The organism is Sphingobium sp. OAS761, from assembly GCF_024168485.1.
Taxonomy (GTDB): domain Bacteria; phylum Pseudomonadota; class Alphaproteobacteria; order Sphingomonadales; family Sphingomonadaceae; genus Sphingobium.
Genome location: NZ_JALJVY010000003.1, coordinates 241292 through 255227, shown reverse-complemented (window position 1 = coordinate 255227; position 13936 = coordinate 241292). Strand labels below are relative to the sequence as shown.

12 protein-coding genes and 1 riboswitch are annotated in these 13936 nt (G+C 64.6%); of the genes, 9 read left to right on the top strand and 3 right to left on the bottom strand.

All coding sequences use genetic code 11. The annotated features are described in order from the left end of the window. Positions 1 to 54 precede the first annotated feature (54 nt). The 4 genes from J3E64_RS05710 (at position 55) to J3E64_RS05695 (ending at position 6050) form a co-directional block, all read left to right on the top strand. Positions 55 to 2856, top strand: coding sequence for a TonB-dependent receptor (locus tag J3E64_RS05710; protein WP_253340786.1), 2802 nt, complete (start codon positions 55 to 57; stop codon positions 2854 to 2856). 71 nt (positions 2857 to 2927) lie between these two features. Beyond that, the gene (locus J3E64_RS05705) at positions 2928 to 4010 is read left to right on the top strand and encodes a phytase (RefSeq protein WP_253340785.1); all 1083 of its coding nucleotides are present in this window, start codon (positions 2928 to 2930) and stop codon (positions 4008 to 4010) included. A 104-nt stretch (positions 4011 to 4114) separates the two neighbouring features. After that, complete coding sequence (gene lgt / locus J3E64_RS05700) at positions 4115 to 4996, top strand: prolipoprotein diacylglyceryl transferase (protein ID WP_253340784.1); 882 nt, start codon at positions 4115 to 4117, stop codon at positions 4994 to 4996. Continuing rightward, positions 4986 to 6050: an SAM-dependent methyltransferase gene (locus J3E64_RS05695; RefSeq protein WP_253340783.1), complete on the top strand. Its 1065-nt coding sequence runs from the start codon at positions 4986 to 4988 to the stop codon at positions 6048 to 6050. The genes lgt and J3E64_RS05695 overlap by 11 nt, the downstream gene beginning before the upstream one ends. 16 nt (positions 6051 to 6066) lie before the next feature. Here the strand turns inward: J3E64_RS05695 and gmk are convergent, their stop codons facing one another. Then, on the bottom strand, positions 6067 to 6732 hold the full coding sequence (gmk, locus tag J3E64_RS05690) for a guanylate kinase (protein WP_253340782.1): 666 nt from the start codon (positions 6730 to 6732) through the stop codon (positions 6067 to 6069). Positions 6733 to 6806: 74 nt separating this feature from the next. On the opposite strand from gmk, the gene J3E64_RS05685 reads away from it, so the two are divergent. Next, positions 6807 to 7358 (top strand): DUF2585 domain-containing protein, encoded by a 552-nt coding sequence (locus tag J3E64_RS05685; protein ID WP_253341019.1) that lies wholly within the window; start codon positions 6807 to 6809, stop codon positions 7356 to 7358. Between the two features lie 278 nt (positions 7359 to 7636). Next, positions 7637 to 9088 carry a DNA recombination protein RmuC gene (gene rmuC, locus J3E64_RS05680; protein ID WP_253340780.1) on the top strand — a complete coding sequence of 484 codons (1452 nt, stop codon included), beginning with the start codon at positions 7637 to 7639 and terminating at the stop codon, positions 9086 to 9088. 10 nt (positions 9089 to 9098) lie between these two features. Here the strand turns inward: rmuC and J3E64_RS05675 are convergent, their stop codons facing one another. Both J3E64_RS05675 and J3E64_RS05670 read right to left on the bottom strand, forming a co-directional pair. Further along, positions 9099 to 10679: an amidase gene (locus tag J3E64_RS05675; RefSeq protein WP_253340778.1), complete on the bottom strand. Its 1581-nt coding sequence runs from the start codon at positions 10677 to 10679 to the stop codon at positions 9099 to 9101. After that, positions 10676 to 11092, bottom strand: coding sequence for a DUF1801 domain-containing protein (locus tag J3E64_RS05670; RefSeq protein ID WP_253340776.1), 417 nt, complete (start codon positions 11090 to 11092; stop codon positions 10676 to 10678). Before J3E64_RS05670 ends, J3E64_RS05675 begins: the two co-directional genes overlap by 4 nt. Positions 11093 to 11123: 31 nt before the next feature. Further along, positions 11124 to 11325: riboswitch (yybP-ykoY riboswitch) on the top strand. Between the two features lie 12 nt (positions 11326 to 11337). Between J3E64_RS05670 and J3E64_RS05665 the strand changes: the two genes are divergently transcribed. The 3 genes from J3E64_RS05665 (at position 11338) to J3E64_RS05655 (ending at position 13846) form a co-directional block, all read left to right on the top strand. After that, a complete protein-coding gene (locus J3E64_RS05665; RefSeq protein ID WP_367398604.1) occupies positions 11338 to 11916 on the top strand; it encodes a TMEM165/GDT1 family protein in 579 nt (192 codons plus the stop codon). Between the two features lie 100 nt (positions 11917 to 12016). Beyond that, positions 12017 to 12943, top strand: coding sequence for a complex I NDUFA9 subunit family protein (locus J3E64_RS05660; protein WP_253340772.1), 927 nt, complete (start codon positions 12017 to 12019; stop codon positions 12941 to 12943). A 93-nt stretch (positions 12944 to 13036) separates the two neighbouring features. Continuing rightward, entirely contained in the window at positions 13037 to 13846 is an 810-nt protein-coding gene (locus J3E64_RS05655) for an undecaprenyl-diphosphate phosphatase (RefSeq protein WP_253340770.1), read from the top strand. Positions 13847 to 13936: the final 90 nt, after the last annotated feature.

The following is a 13936-nucleotide window of genomic DNA, read 5'->3' as shown; positions in this document are numbered from 1 at the left end:
GGTGCTGTAAGGCGGACCAGCCACAGGGCTCCCCAACACAAGGGGAGCCCTATCATGAACCATCTTTTCCGTGGCGTCAGCCGCGCCGCCGTCATATTCGCGCTCGTGGCCCCGGTCGCAGCGGTCGCCGGCACCATTAGTGGCACCGTATCGGACGGCACCGGAACCCGTGCGCTGCAATCAACCCAGCTGACCATCGTCGAACTGGGCCGCGTGGCGGAGGCCGGCCGTGACGGCGCCTACCGCTTCCCCGAGGTGGCGCCGGGCACATACACGATCGAGGCGCGCTATGTCGGCGCTGATCCCGTGCGGACCACGGTCGTCGTGCCCGCGGCGGGCGATGTCGATGCCGACATCCGCATCGGGTCGGACATCGATGCGTCCATCATAGTCGTCGGCCAGGTCGCCAACCAGGCGTCGGCCCTGTCCCGCCAACGCGCCGCCGACGGCGTCGAAAGCGTTCTGACCCGCGACGCCATCGGCCAGTTTCCTGATCAGAATGTCGCTGAATCGCTGCGGCGCCTGCCCGGCATCAACATCATGAACGACCAGGGTGAGGGCCGCTTCGTGTCGGTCCGCGGCCTTGACCCCGAACTCAATGCCGCGTCGGTCAACGGCGCGCGCCTGCCCGCGCCCGAAAGCGACGTCCGATCGGTCGCTCTGGACGTCGTCCCGTCCGAACTGATCGAATCGATCGAGGTCAAGAAGTCGCTGACGCCGGACATGGACGCGGACACCATCGGTGCGTCCATAGAGATCAACACCACCAGCGCCTTCGACCGCAAGAAAGACCTGTATTCGGTCAAGCTGGAGGGCAGCTACAACAACTATGCCGACACCGTCACGCCCAAGGCCAGCGTCGATTTTTCCACCCGGCTGACCGATCGCTTCGGCGTCTCGGGCGGCTTGAGCTATTACAAGCGCAAATTCGAGACCGACAATATCGAGGGTGCGGACTGGACCACCAGCGATGACGGCATCGTTTACGCCGAAACGATGGAATATCGCGACTATGACGTCACCCGCAAGCGGATCGGCGCGACGCTGAATTTCGACTGGATGCCGAGCGACACCACCAAGCTTTACGCGCGCGGGGTCTATAACCAGTTTGACGATCATGAATATCGCCGCCGGCTGACCTTCGTGCTGGACGAAGAGCCGGCCTCTGGCGATGCGGACAGCGCCTTTTTCACCGATCAGGATGGCCGCATCGAAGTGCGCCGCGATCTCAAGGACCGGTTCGAGCGGCAGCGCATCAAATCGGTCGTGCTGGGCGGCACCACCGAAACGGGACCGTGGAAGCTCACCTATTCGGGCAGTTGGTCGGAATCGACCGAAAAGGAAGCGGGGTCGATCGACCCCATCCGCTGGCGCGCCCGGTTCGACGGCGACGGTGTCGACGTCAATTTCAACTATGCCAACCGACGGGTCCCGACCTTTGAAGTGACCAGCGGCGCGGACCTGTTCAACGACCCGGGCGAATATGGCTTCAATCGCGTCGAACAAACCCTGTTGTCGGATTCGCGCGACCGCGAATATGCGTTGAAGGGCGACATTTCGCGCGCATTTGCCGCGGATAGCGGTATCTTCACTGTGCAGGCGGGGATGAAGGCGCGCTGGCGCAAGAAAAGCTATGATTTTAACATGGCCTATTATGGCGACAGCGATCTGGATCTGGCCGACGTGCTTGGCGACCAGACCTATCGTCTCGCCAATCTGGGCCCGGTACCGGCCAAGGGCGCGGCGACCGATTATTTCTATGCCAATCCCGGCGCGTTCGAACTGGACCCGATCACCAGCGCGTATGAATCTTCCGCGCAGGATTACAGCGCGCGGGAAGATATCCTTGCCAGCTACCTGCTGGGTCGATGGGACAGCGAAGCCATCCGTATCATCGGCGGCGTTCGCGTCGAACAGACCCGCAACGAATTGCGCGGGAACCTGACCGAATATGCGCTGGACGATGAAGGGGAAGCCACCGGCGTCGTTTCCACCCCGAATGTCTTCACGAAAAACTACACCGACTGGCTGCCGAGCCTGACCGCCCGGTTCGAGCCCAGCCGCGGTCTTGTGCTTCGCGCGGCCGGATACAAGAGCCTGGTTCGTCCCAAGCTGTCGCAACTGGCGCCGCGCTTCATCCTGGATGAGGATTATGCCGCAGAGTTCGGCAACCCCGACCTGAAACCCTACAGCGCGTGGAACTTCGACGCGTCGGCGGAATGGTATTTCAACGGCAACGGCGCCCTTTCCGCCGGCGTCTTCTGGAAATCGATCAAGGATTATACCGCCGAGATCCGCGACTTCAGCGACGGCAGCTACAATGGGATCGCTTACAGCGAAGCGAAATATTTCGTGAATGGCGACACCGCCAAGGTGAAGGGCGTCGAACTGTCCTATAGTCAGGTGTTCAGCTTCCTGCCCGCGCCGCTCGACGGGCTGCTGGCCAATCTGAACTACACATACACCGACGCCACCGGCCGCATCACCAGCTATGATGACGACGACAACGCCTATACCCGCAAGATCGGCCTGCCCAATGCGTCCAAGCATACGTTCAACGCGGTGCTCGGCTACGAAAAGGGACCGGTCTCGCTGCGCGCGGCGGGCACCTATCGCAGCAAATATCTGGACGAATTGGGCGATGGTCCCGATACCGACCGCTACGTCGACAATCATTTCCAGCTCGACCTGTCGGCCAAGTACAAGATCCTGCCCGGCGTCCGTTTGTTCGCCGACTGGGTGAACGTCAACAACGCCAAATATTTCGCCTACCAGAATTATGGCGGGTCGCGTCGCCTGCTCCAATATGAGGAATATAACTGGACGGTGAAATTCGGCCTGTCGGCCAACTTCTGATCCGTTATTGCCCTTCTTTCCCTGCCGGCTGCGTACCGCGCGGCCGGCAGGCTCATTTCAGGGAGGATGCCATGCGCATTTCCGTCTCTTCATTGTTTTTTCCTGCTTTCCTTGCGCAGGCGCTGGTTGCCTGTGCCGCCGGCGAGGTCGAGGCGCCGGTTTCGGTTCGCATTGCCAATGCGGCGCCGGCGGTGAACGTCACGGCCCGGGGCGAAACCGCGCCGGTAGGCACGGCCAACGCCGATGCTGCCGACGATCCGGCGATCTGGCACAACGCGGCCGATCCGGCGCAAAGCCTGATCGTGGGCACCGATAAGAAGGCCGGCCTCTACGTGTACGGACTGGATGGCAGGACGCGCGATTTTCTGGACGCTGGCCGAGTCAACAATGTCGACTTGAAGGACGGCGTCACCATCGACGGCACGCCCGGCATCCTGGTCGTCGCGTCCGATCGCAGCGACGTCACCCGCGCACAGGTCGCGCTGTTCCGTCTTGATCCGGCCACAGCAAAACTCACCGCGCTGGGCAAGGTCGACGGCGGCGCGGGCGAGGCTTACGGCATGTGCCTTGGCCGTGACGCGGCGGGTCTGTCGGCCTTCCTGGTTCTGAAGGATGGCACCATCAATCAGGTGCTGGTCGACGCATCGGGCGCCACGCCCGCGGGACGCATCGTCCGCACGATGAAGCTGGGCACGCAAGCCGAAGGCTGCGCCGTCGATGACCGCACGCATATTCTCTATGTTGCGGAGGAGGATGTCGGGCTGTGGCGGTTCGACGCGCGCGTCGACGGCGCGACGACGCCCGCGAAGATCGCGGCGGCCGATGGCCGGAACCTGGTCGCCGATGCCGAAGGTGTCGCCATCGCGCCCGTCGGCGACAGGGACGGCTATGTTCTGGTGTCCAGCCAGGGCGACAATGCCTATGTCGTCTATCGCCTGTCCGACGACGCCTATGTCGGCCGATTTCGCGTGATCGACGGGCCGGTAGGCGGGGCGGAGGAAACAGACGGCATCGAAGTGGCGCTGGGCGATTTCGGGCCGGCCTATCCCGGCGGCCTGTTCATCGCGCAGGACGGCCATAACGGCGCGGCTGCCCAGAATTTCAAGCTGGTCGCATGGGACGACATCGCAAGGGCGCTCGGCCTGACCCGATGACGGGCGTCAAGTGACGGGCGGCGGTGGGTGGACAAAGCGTCCTGCTTCCGCGCAGCCTCTTGGTCTGGCGCGGCCCTTGCTCTATGGGGTCAGGCCTGTCCAACATGAGGGAAGCCGATTTGATCCTGGACCTTGCAGCGGCCGCTTCGACCGCCATCCATTTCAACGATCTGGGGCTTGATCCCGTCGCCCTCGATCTCGGCTTCTTCACGCTGAAATGGTATAGTCTTGCCTATCTGGCGGGCATCCTGATCGGCTACTGGTATCTGCTGAAACTGGTCGCCCAGCCGGGATCACCGATGGCGCGTCGCCATGCCGACGACATGATCTTCTACGCGACGCTGGGCATCATCATCGGCGGCCGGCTGGCCTATGTGATCTTCTACCAGCCGGAAATTCTCAGGAACCCGATCGACATCTTCAAGCTGTGGAATGGCGGCATGTCGTTCCACGGCGGGGCGGTCGGCGTGTCGCTGGGCATTTTGTACATGGCCTGGAAGGAAAAGCTCAGCTGGCTGCGCATTCACGACTATGTCGCGTGCGTCGTCCCCTTCGGCCTGTTCTTCGGTCGCCTCGCCAATTTCGTGAACGGGGAATTGTGGGGCAAGGTGACCGACGTGCCCTGGGCCATCGTCTTTCCCACCGGCGGCCCCTATCCGCGCCATCCCAGCCAGCTCTACGAAGCCGCGCTGGAGGGCGTGTGCCTGTTCCTCATCCTTGCCTTTGCCTTCTGGAAGACGAAGGCGCGCTATCAGCCGGGCATGCTCGTGGGCCTCTTCCTGCTGGGCTACGGCATTTTCCGTTTCGGCATCGAATATGTGCGCGAGGCGGATGCGCAGTTGATGGAATTCGCCGCGCGCACGGGGCTGCACATGGGCCAGTGGCTGTGCATTCCCATGATCCTGGGCGGGCTTTATCTAATCGCGACCGCTCGGGGGCGTCGCCTTCGCGTGGAGCCGGTAGCCGGGAGCGCCAGTGTCAGCTGACGACATCCCGCTGGCGCAGAGGCTGGCGCGGCAGATCGCGTCGGGCGGCCCGATATCGGTCGCGCATTATATGGGGGAGGCGAACCGGCATTATTACGCCACTCGCGATCCGCTCGGGCTGGAAGGCGATTTTACGACAGCGCCCGAAATCAGCCAGATGTTCGGCGAACTGGTCGGTCTGGCGCTGGCGGACCTGTGGCTGCGGTCGCCCATGCGGGTGGAGCCGGTCTATGTCGAACTCGGGCCGGGGCGCGGCACGCTCGCTGCCGATGCGTTGCGGGCGATGGAAAAGGTGATGCGGCCGCCGCGCGCGCATATGGTGGAAACCAGTCCCATATTGCGCGGACGGCAAAAGGCCCTGCTGCCCCATGTAACCCATCATGACGGCATAGAAGATCTGCCCGGCGACGCACCGCTGCTGGTGGTGGCGAACGAATTTTTCGATGCGCTTCCTGTGCGCCAGTGCGTGCGTGTATCGGGCGAGTGGCGCGAACGGGTCGTCGTCACACGCGAGGAGGAAGGGCGCTTCCTTGCGGTGCCGGGCTATCGTCGCGTCGAATCCGGCCTGCCCCGGATCGCCGACGACGCGGAGGACGGTGCGATCGTCGAAACCCCGATCGCCGGTGCGGACATCGCCTATGCGCTCGCCAATCGCATCGCCAGGCAGGGCGGCGGGGCGATCATCATCGACTATGGATACGAAGGTCCGGCCCTGGGTGACACGTTGCAGGCGGTAAGGGCCCATGCTTTCGCCGACCCGTTCGCCGATCCGGGCGAGGTCGACCTTACCGCCCATGTCGATTTCACCGTGCTCGGCAATGTCGCGCGACAGGCGGGCCTGCGCGTCCATGGACCGGTCGGGCAGGGCGATTTGCTGCATCGGCTGGGCATAGACGCGCGCGCGGCGCAACTGGCACAGGCGAGTCCCGACCGCGCGGCCGACGTGGAAGCGGCGCGCGCCCGCCTGACCCATGAGACCGCGATGGGCACATTGTTCAGGGCAATGGCCTGGACCCACCCGGACTGGGCGGACCCCGCAGGTTTCGAGCGATAGGAAGGCCCGGGACGGCTCAGTCGTCCTGATGGTAGAGGCTGAGCTTGCGGATGAAGCCGATCAGTCCGGTCTGGCGGCTGCGCTTCATCCGTTCGGCATGCAGGATGGTCTGGACACGCTCGAAACATTCATCCGCGTCGACGTTGCAGAGCACATAGTCATAACCATCCCAGTGCGCGATCTCGCCCGCCGCGCGGTCCATGCGTCCCTGGATCACCGCTTCGCTGTCGGTTGCCCGCCCGCGTAGCCGGCGTTCCAGTTCCGCCATCGAGGGCGGCAGGATGAAGACGCGGACGACATCGCCCCCGGCGATCTGGTGCAGTTGCTGCGCACCCTGCCAGTCGATGTCGAACAGCACGTCCTTGCCGCTCTTGAGCATTGCTTCCACCGGCGCACGGGGCGTGCCGTAGCGTTGGCCGAAGACATGCGCCCATTCCAGAAATTCATGGTCGGCGACCATCCGTCGAAATTCCGGCAGGTCGACGAAATGATAGTCCTTGCCGTCGACCTCACCCGGGCGCATCTGCCGGGTGGTGGCGGAGACGGACATGGACAAATCCGTTTCCGCAGCGAGCAGCTTGCGCGCGATGGTGGACTTGCCCGCGCCCGACGGCGATGACAGGACGAACAGGACGCCGCGGCGCTTGAAGTCGGGGGTCTCGATGGAATTGCTGTCGGCCATGGCCGCTAGTGGCGCCGCGACAGCGATTTTGCAAGGGGTGGAGGCAAGGGATGACGAGCCGGACGCGCAAGAGGATGGACCGGCGGGGCTATCTGCTGGCTATCCTCATCGCGGCACTGACTTGTGCCATCCTGTTCCTGATGAACCGGCCGCCCATCTGCACCTGCGGCATGGTGCAGCTATGGCATGGCGCGCTCGACAGCGGCAATAGCCAGCATATCGCCGACTGGTACAGCCTCAGCCACGTCATCCACGGTCTGCTTTTCTATGCCGGCGCGCGATTGGTGCTGCGCCGCGCACCGCAGGGCCGGCGACTGGCGCTCGCGGTGCTGATCGAATCGGCTTGGGAAATACTGGAAAATTCCCCCTTCATCATAGAACGCTATCGCACCGCGACGATCGCGCTGGGCTATTCGGGGGATTCGATCCTCAATTCGATGAGCGACATCGGCATGATGACGCTGGGATTCCTGTTCGCGGCGCGGGCGCCGCTTTGGGCCAGCGTCGCGCTGGGCATTGTGCTGGAACTGGCTGCGCTTGCCGTCATCCGGGACAATCTGACCCTCAACATCCTGATGCTGACATGGCCTGTCGACGCGATCCGCGACTGGCAGGCGGCGCTTTAGCCGCCGGCTCGGCGATTCTGTCCGCGTCTGGATGAACGATGCCTGTAGAAGGCCGGTCTTCGGCACCATCGAGCGGGGATCGAAGCAGCCTTCTGACCGGGGCCTGGGCCTGATGCCTGCGAAATTCGACGACCTGGGACGAGGGCGTTTCTTCCTCAACGCGGGCGGGACCGAGGCATCGTTACCGATAGCGGTCAAACCCGTGCGCCGGCCGGCGAGGCTTGCGGGATCCTCCCGGCAAAGCTAGGTTCCTGTTTCGTTCCAAAAAGGTATCACGCATGGACAGCTTCGCCGCCCTCTTCATCCTTGTCGCGCTCCTGGCGGGTCTGGCGGCCGGGTGGCTTCTGGCGGGCAAAGCGACCGCGCCTGTGGTCGCCGAACGCGCCGATCTGGCCGCCCGGCTCGACACTGCCATGGCTCAGCGCAACGGCGCCATCGCCGAACTGGCGGTGGAGCAGGAGCGGGTCGCGCAGGCGGGGGCGCAGATCGCCCGACTGGAAGCGATACAGGCCAGCGCCGGCGAGCGGCTGGAGGCGCTACAGGCGGAGCGGGAGGTTGCCTTGCGCGATCTGGCCGCGCTCCGTTCCGACACGCAGGCGCGGGCGGAAGCGTTCGAAGCCCAGATCGCGGCGCTCAGGGACGCAAAGGAACAATTGTCCGCCCAGTTCAGCGAAATTGGCGGCAAGCTGCTGGGAGAGGCGCAGAAACGTTTTCTGGACCGCGCCGACGAACGCTTCGCGCAGGCGAACGAGAAGAGCGAGGCGCAGCTCAAGACGCTGCTTTCCCCGGTTGAAACGACACTCAAACGCTATGAGGAAGGACTGGCCCGGGTCGAAAAGGACAGGGTGGGCAGCTATGCCGAACTGCGCGAGGCGATCGCGCAGGTTCATGCGGGGCAGGGGCAGGTGCGGGACGAGACCGCGAAGCTTATCAATGCACTGCGTGCCGCACCCAAGACGCGCGGCCGCTGGGGCGAGCAGCAGTTCAAGAATCTGATCGAGACCGCCGGCCTGTCGCCGCATGTCGATTTCCAGGAAGAAGTGTCGGTGACGGTCGAGGACGGCCGGCTGCGCCCTGATTTCATTATCCGCCTGCCGGGCGATCAGCAGCTTGTCGTCGACGTCAAATGTTCGCTGGAAGCCTATCTGAACGCCGTGGACCAGGTCGACCCGGCATTGCGCGAACGGCATCTGGCCGATCATGCCCGCGCCGTGCGCACCCATGCCGACGCGCTGGGACGCAAGGCCTATTGGGAACAGTTCGCCAAGGCGCCCGATTTCGTCATCATGTACATACCGGGCGACAATTTTGTCACCGCCGCGCTGGAAGCGGACATGGATTTGTGGGAACGGGCGGCGCGCAACCGGGTCATCATCTGCGGCCCGGCGACGTTCCTGCCGCTTGCCCGCACGCTAGCTGGCCACTGGCGGCAGGCCAGGGTGCAGGAACAGGCGCAGCAAGTCGGTCAGCTTGGCAAGGAACTCTACGAACGGCTGGCTGTCGCGGCAGGCCATCTCAAGAAGCTCGGCTCCGGCCTCAGCAACGCTGTGTCCCACTATAATAATTTCATCGGCAGCTTCGAAACGCGGGTCCTCTCGACCGGGCGCAAGTTCCGCGACCTGGACATCGAAACCGGCGGCAAGGACATCGACGCGCTGGAACCGCTGGACGTGATGGCGCGCGATCCGCAGGCGGAGGAAACCCGCGCCCTGACCAGCGGAGTGGAGTGACCGTCACGGCTCACTGCGTCGCCGGCTCCAGTTCCGGGCCGGCGTCGTCGGTGGGACGGAAGTCGGGACGCAGATGGAGGTTCGCGCCCTGTTCGAAGGCGAGGCCCGCATCCAGCAGCCGTTGCTCTCCATAGGCCGGGCCGATGAAGCTCAGACCAACCGGCAGTCCGCGCACCAGGCCCATCGGAACGGTCAGGTGCGGGTAGCCCGCGACCGCAGCCGGGCCGGTGGAGCCGCCGGGTCCTTCATATTGATCGCCCCACACCGTGTCGGACGGCCAGGCCGGACCGTAGCTGATGGTCACCAGCAGGTCGACGCGGTTGTCCGTCAGCATCGCGTCGATCCCCTCCTTCCCCGCCAGTCGCAACGACTTTTCGCGCGCCGCCCGATAAGCGGGATCGTTCAGCCCCCCCTTCGCCAGCGCCATCTGGAAGATATCCTGCCCGAACAGCGGCATTTCCCGGGCCTCGTGCGCATCGTTGAAGGCGATCAGTCCGGCAAGGTCGCGCGTCGCTACCTGATCCGGGCGGGTCGAGGCGAGATAGGCGTCGACATCCGCCCTGAACTCATATTGCAGCACCTCGTAACTCGCGGCCGACATCCCCTCCATCGGCGGCCTTTTGACGTCGATCAGCGTCGCGCCGGCGCGTTTCAGCACGGCAAGCGCGGCATCGAACCGCGCGAGCAGCGCCGGCTGGCTGCCGCCGCGCAGCACTCCGATACGCATGGCCTTGACGGCGGCGGGGTCGAGCGCCGCGGCATAGTCGCGGGCATGGGTCATCGCGTCCGCCGTTGCCGCGTCGGCCGGATCGCTGGCGATCAGCGCGGACAGCAGCATGGCGACGTCGCGCACGCTGCGTGCCATCGGACCGGCGGTGTCCTGGCTGTGGCTGATCGGCACGACATGGGTGCGCGGGATGAGGCCGACCGTGGGCTTAAGTCCCACCAGCCCGGTCATCGATGACGGGCAGATGATCGACCCGTTGGTTTCCGTCCCGATGGCGGCGGGCGCGAATCCAGCGGCGACGGCCGCGCCCGATCCGCTGGACGATCCGCACGTCGTGCGGTCCAGCGCATAGGGATTGCGCGTCAGGCCGCCCACCGCGCTCCAGCCGCTCATCGACCGTTCCGACCGGAAATTGGCCCATTCGGACAGGTTGGTCTTCCCCAGGATGATCGCGCCCTTGGCCCGCAGGGCGGCAACCAGCGGGGCGTCGCGGCCCGCGTCGTTGCGCGCCAGTGCCAGCGACCCGGCCGTCGTCGGCATGCCAGCCACCTCGACATTGTCCTTGATCAGGACCGGGATGCCATGGAGAGGCCCGCGCAGTGTTCCGGCGCGCCGTTCGGCGTCCAGCCTGCGTGCCTGGGCGACCGCGTCGGGCGCGATCGCAATCACGGCGTTGAGCCGCGGCCCGGCATGGTTCATGGCCCTGATCCGGGCGAGATAGGCACGCACCGCCCGCTCGCTGGTGGCCCGGCCGGACGCGAGGTCCGCCGAAAGCGATGCGATGGTCCAATCCTCCGCTGTTTTGGCATGCGCGGGCGGTATCGCCAGCAACAGCGCGGCACACACAAGCGCGCGGACGATCATTCTGGATATTTCCCTTTCATATGGTCGAGACTGAGGACGATCAGCCGCTCCAGGACCACCATGTCGATCGCGGCGAGGCGTTTCACATACAGGCATCCCTTGCCCCGCCTGTGTGGGCCGAGCGATGCACAATCGTCGTCGGCGACACCGGCCAGATAGAGCACCAGTTCGGCCTTGCGCGGGGCAAAGCCGATCCGCATCGATTCGCCCTCGCGGCCGCTTTCATACCGGTAATGGTAGCTGCCGAACCCGATGATGGACGGCCCCCACAGGCGCGGCGCTTGTCCGGAAAGACGCGCCATCAGCGCGACGACGACGCGGGCGTCGGCGGCTCTTTCGGACGGCGCGACACTTGCGAGGAACATGTCGACATCTGCATCCGTCTGCGTGGTCTTGTTGCCCGATGCCCCCATGGCTTGCCTTCCCGGAATGCCTCACCTAAAGCCTGCCATGTCATCCGGGGAGTAGCCAGCCATTCCGTCGCGGAATGGTCCGTTCGTCAACATATTTGACCGAGAGGTCGTGGCGAACGGGATGCGGACCTTTGTTTCAGGGCCGTTTCAGGCGAGACCAATGGCATCGGCTTCTTCAGGTCCGGCCGGGCGGAAGGGGACGGTGGCATTGCCTTTCCATTCTACGCCCGGCCCCGGAATGCATGATGGAAACATTGCTTACTTCTACCGCTCTCGTCGCCCTCGCGGAGATGGGGGACAAGACGCAGTTGCTGGCCATGTTGCTCGCCACCCGCTTTCGCAAGCCGGTCCCCATCATCCTGGGAATTTTCGCGGCGACCGTGGCCAATCATTTCCTGGCCGCGCTGGTCGGCCATTCGATCGCGGGCATATTGACGCAGCCCTGGTTCCGTTACGCCGTCGCCCTGTCCTTCATCGCCATGGCCGCATGGACGCTGGTCCCCGACAAGATCGACGAGGACGAACCGCTCCGCGCGCCGTCAGGGGCGGGCGTATTCGTGACCACGTTGATCGCCTTCTTCCTGGTCGAGATGGGTGACAAGACGCAGGTCGCGACCGTGGCGCTGGGCGCGCGCTTCGACAATGTGCTGCTGGTCACCATGGGGACGACGCTGGGCATGATGATCGCCAACGTGCCGGCTGTCCTGTTCGGCGAAGGTCTGGCGCGGCGTGTGCCGATGCGTGCGCTGCAACTGGGCGCGGCGCTGCTGTTCCTGCTGCTGGGCCTGTGGATGATCGCGGGGCTTCGCGGCTGGATCGGGTAAAATCGAACTATCGGCGCGCCGGGCGGTTGTCAGGCGGCGGTGGCTGTTGCAAGGGAACGGGCGGGGTCGGTGACCCTACTGCAGATATGGGACGCGCGAGATGAAGGACGATCTGGTTACGGTGTTCGGCGGCGGCGGCTTTCTGGGCCGTCAGGTTGCGCAGGAGATGATGGCGCGGGGCGCCCGGGTGCGCGTTGCCCAGCGTGATGTTCAGGCGGCGATGCGGATCAAGCCGCTCGGCGGTCTGGGCCAGACTCAGTTCGTCGCAGCCGACCTTCGCCGGCCCGACAGCGTGGCCCGCGCGGTCGAGGGTAGCAACATCGTCATCAATCTGGTCGGCGTCCTGTCCGGCGATTTCGATGCCATCCAGCATCGGGGCGCCGCCAATGTGGCGCAGGCGGCCGCCGCAGCCGGCGCGAAGGCGCTGGTTCATGTGTCGGCCATCGGCGCGGACCCGGAAAGCCCGTCCGCCTACGGCCGGTCCAAGGCCGCGGGCGAGGCGGCTGTCCGTGCCGCGTTCCCCGCCGCCACGATCTTGCGGCCGTCCATCATCTTCGGGCCGGAGGACCAGTTTCTCAATCGTTTCGCGGAGATCATCCGCATGGCGCCGGTTGTGCCGGTGATCAGCGGCGCGACCAAGTTCCAGCCAGTCTACGTGTCCGACGTTGCCGCTGCGATCGCCAACGCGGCGACCGCGCCGGATGCGCATGGCGGCAAGATTTACGAACTGGCCGGACCACAGGTCATGAGCATGAAGGAGATCAACGGCTGGATCGCCCGGGCGATCGGCCGCGACCGTGCGCTCGTCGATGTGCCGGCCGGTATCGCCTCGCTGCTCGCTATGCTGCCGGGCGGTCCCATCACTCGCGATCAGCTCGCCATGCTAGGTCGCGACAATGTCGCCGCGTCCGGTGCCCCGGGTCTTGTGGCTCTGGGCGTCGCGCCGACGCCGATGGCGGCGGTCGCCGAGAAATGGATGGTACGCTATCGTCGGCACGGCCGTTTCGCCGGTCGCGCAAAGGCCTGACCCGGCAAGCGACGAGGGTGTTCCCGGGCACCGGGAGTGTCCCCCAGTGGCGGATCATTCCGTCCTCCGGATTTTCTTTCAGGAGCGGGCCGCATGGACCTCCATTATCTGACCGTCATCCTGCTGGGCATTGTCGAGGGGCTGACCGAATTTCTCCCCGTTTCCTCGACCGGCCACCTTATCCTGGCGAGCGAATTGCTTGGCTATGACGCCGCGACCTGGGCGATGTTCAACGTGGTGATCCAGCTCGGCGCGATCATGGCCGTGGTCGTCCTCTATTGGCGCACCTTCTGGGCGGTTGCGATGGGCCTGCTTCGGCGCGAGGCGGTCAGCTGGCGCTTCCTGCGCAATCTGGTCGTCGCGTTCATTCCGGCCGCCATCATCGGCCTGGCGCTGCACGACTATGTCGAAATACTGCTTGGTGCGCCGAAGGTCGTCGCCTGGGCGCTGATCGTGGGCGGTGTTGCGATCCTGGCGATAGAACGAATGGTGAAGACCGACCGCTTTCACGGCATCGCCGATATTCCCATGACCCGAGTCATCGGTATCGGCCTGGTCCAGTGCCTCGCCATGATCCCTGGTGTCAGCCGGTCGGGTGCGACCATCATGGGCGCCCTGACGCTGGGGGTGGAGCGACGCACGGCGGCCGAATTCAGCTTCTTCCTCGCCATTCCGACCATGCTGGGCGCGACGACCCTGGAATTGCTCAAGAAGGGCGACCGGATCACCAGCGCGGCCGTTGGCTGGGACAGTATCGCCCTGGGTTTCGTGGTCTCCTTCGTGGTTGCGGTCGCGGTCATCAAAATTTTCGTCGGGCTGGTATCGCGGCATGGATTTGCTCCCTTCGCATGGTACCGAATCGTCGCGGGGGCGGGCGCCCTGATCTGGCTGACCTTAAGATAGGACCGGTACGGTCATAATATTTGAAAGATTATTACAGAAATTTCGCCGCACCGCCGAAAAGACCGATAATTTAGGTCATATTCACTGTCT

What these genes read in the sequence shown, in the direction of transcription:
- J3E64_RS05655 (WP_253340770.1), top strand. Translation starts at nt 13,037, where the DNA reads ATGGACCTCCATTATCTGACCGTCATCCTGCTGGGCATTGTCGAGGGG.
- J3E64_RS05685 (WP_253341019.1), top strand. Translation starts at nt 6,807, where the DNA reads ATGGACCGGCGGGGCTATCTGCTGGCTATCCTCATCGCGGCACTGACT.
- gmk (WP_253340782.1), bottom strand. Translation starts at nt 6,732, where the DNA reads ATGGCCGACAGCAATTCCATCGAGACCCCCGACTTCAAGCGCCGCGGC.
- rmuC (WP_253340780.1), top strand. Translation starts at nt 7,637, where the DNA reads ATGGACAGCTTCGCCGCCCTCTTCATCCTTGTCGCGCTCCTGGCGGGT.
- J3E64_RS05710 (WP_253340786.1), top strand. Translation starts at nt 55, where the DNA reads ATGAACCATCTTTTCCGTGGCGTCAGCCGCGCCGCCGTCATATTCGCG.
- J3E64_RS05670 (WP_253340776.1), bottom strand. Translation starts at nt 11,092, where the DNA reads ATGGGGGCATCGGGCAACAAGACCACGCAGACGGATGCAGATGTCGAC.
- J3E64_RS05705 (WP_253340785.1), top strand. Translation starts at nt 2,928, where the DNA reads ATGCGCATTTCCGTCTCTTCATTGTTTTTTCCTGCTTTCCTTGCGCAG.
- J3E64_RS05665 (WP_367398604.1), top strand. Translation starts at nt 11,338, where the DNA reads ATGGAAACATTGCTTACTTCTACCGCTCTCGTCGCCCTCGCGGAGATG.
- J3E64_RS05675 (WP_253340778.1), bottom strand. Translation starts at nt 10,679, where the DNA reads ATGATCGTCCGCGCGCTTGTGTGTGCCGCGCTGTTGCTGGCGATACCG.
- lgt (WP_253340784.1), top strand. Translation starts at nt 4,115, where the DNA reads ATGAGGGAAGCCGATTTGATCCTGGACCTTGCAGCGGCCGCTTCGACC.
- J3E64_RS05660 (WP_253340772.1), top strand. Translation starts at nt 12,017, where the DNA reads ATGAAGGACGATCTGGTTACGGTGTTCGGCGGCGGCGGCTTTCTGGGC.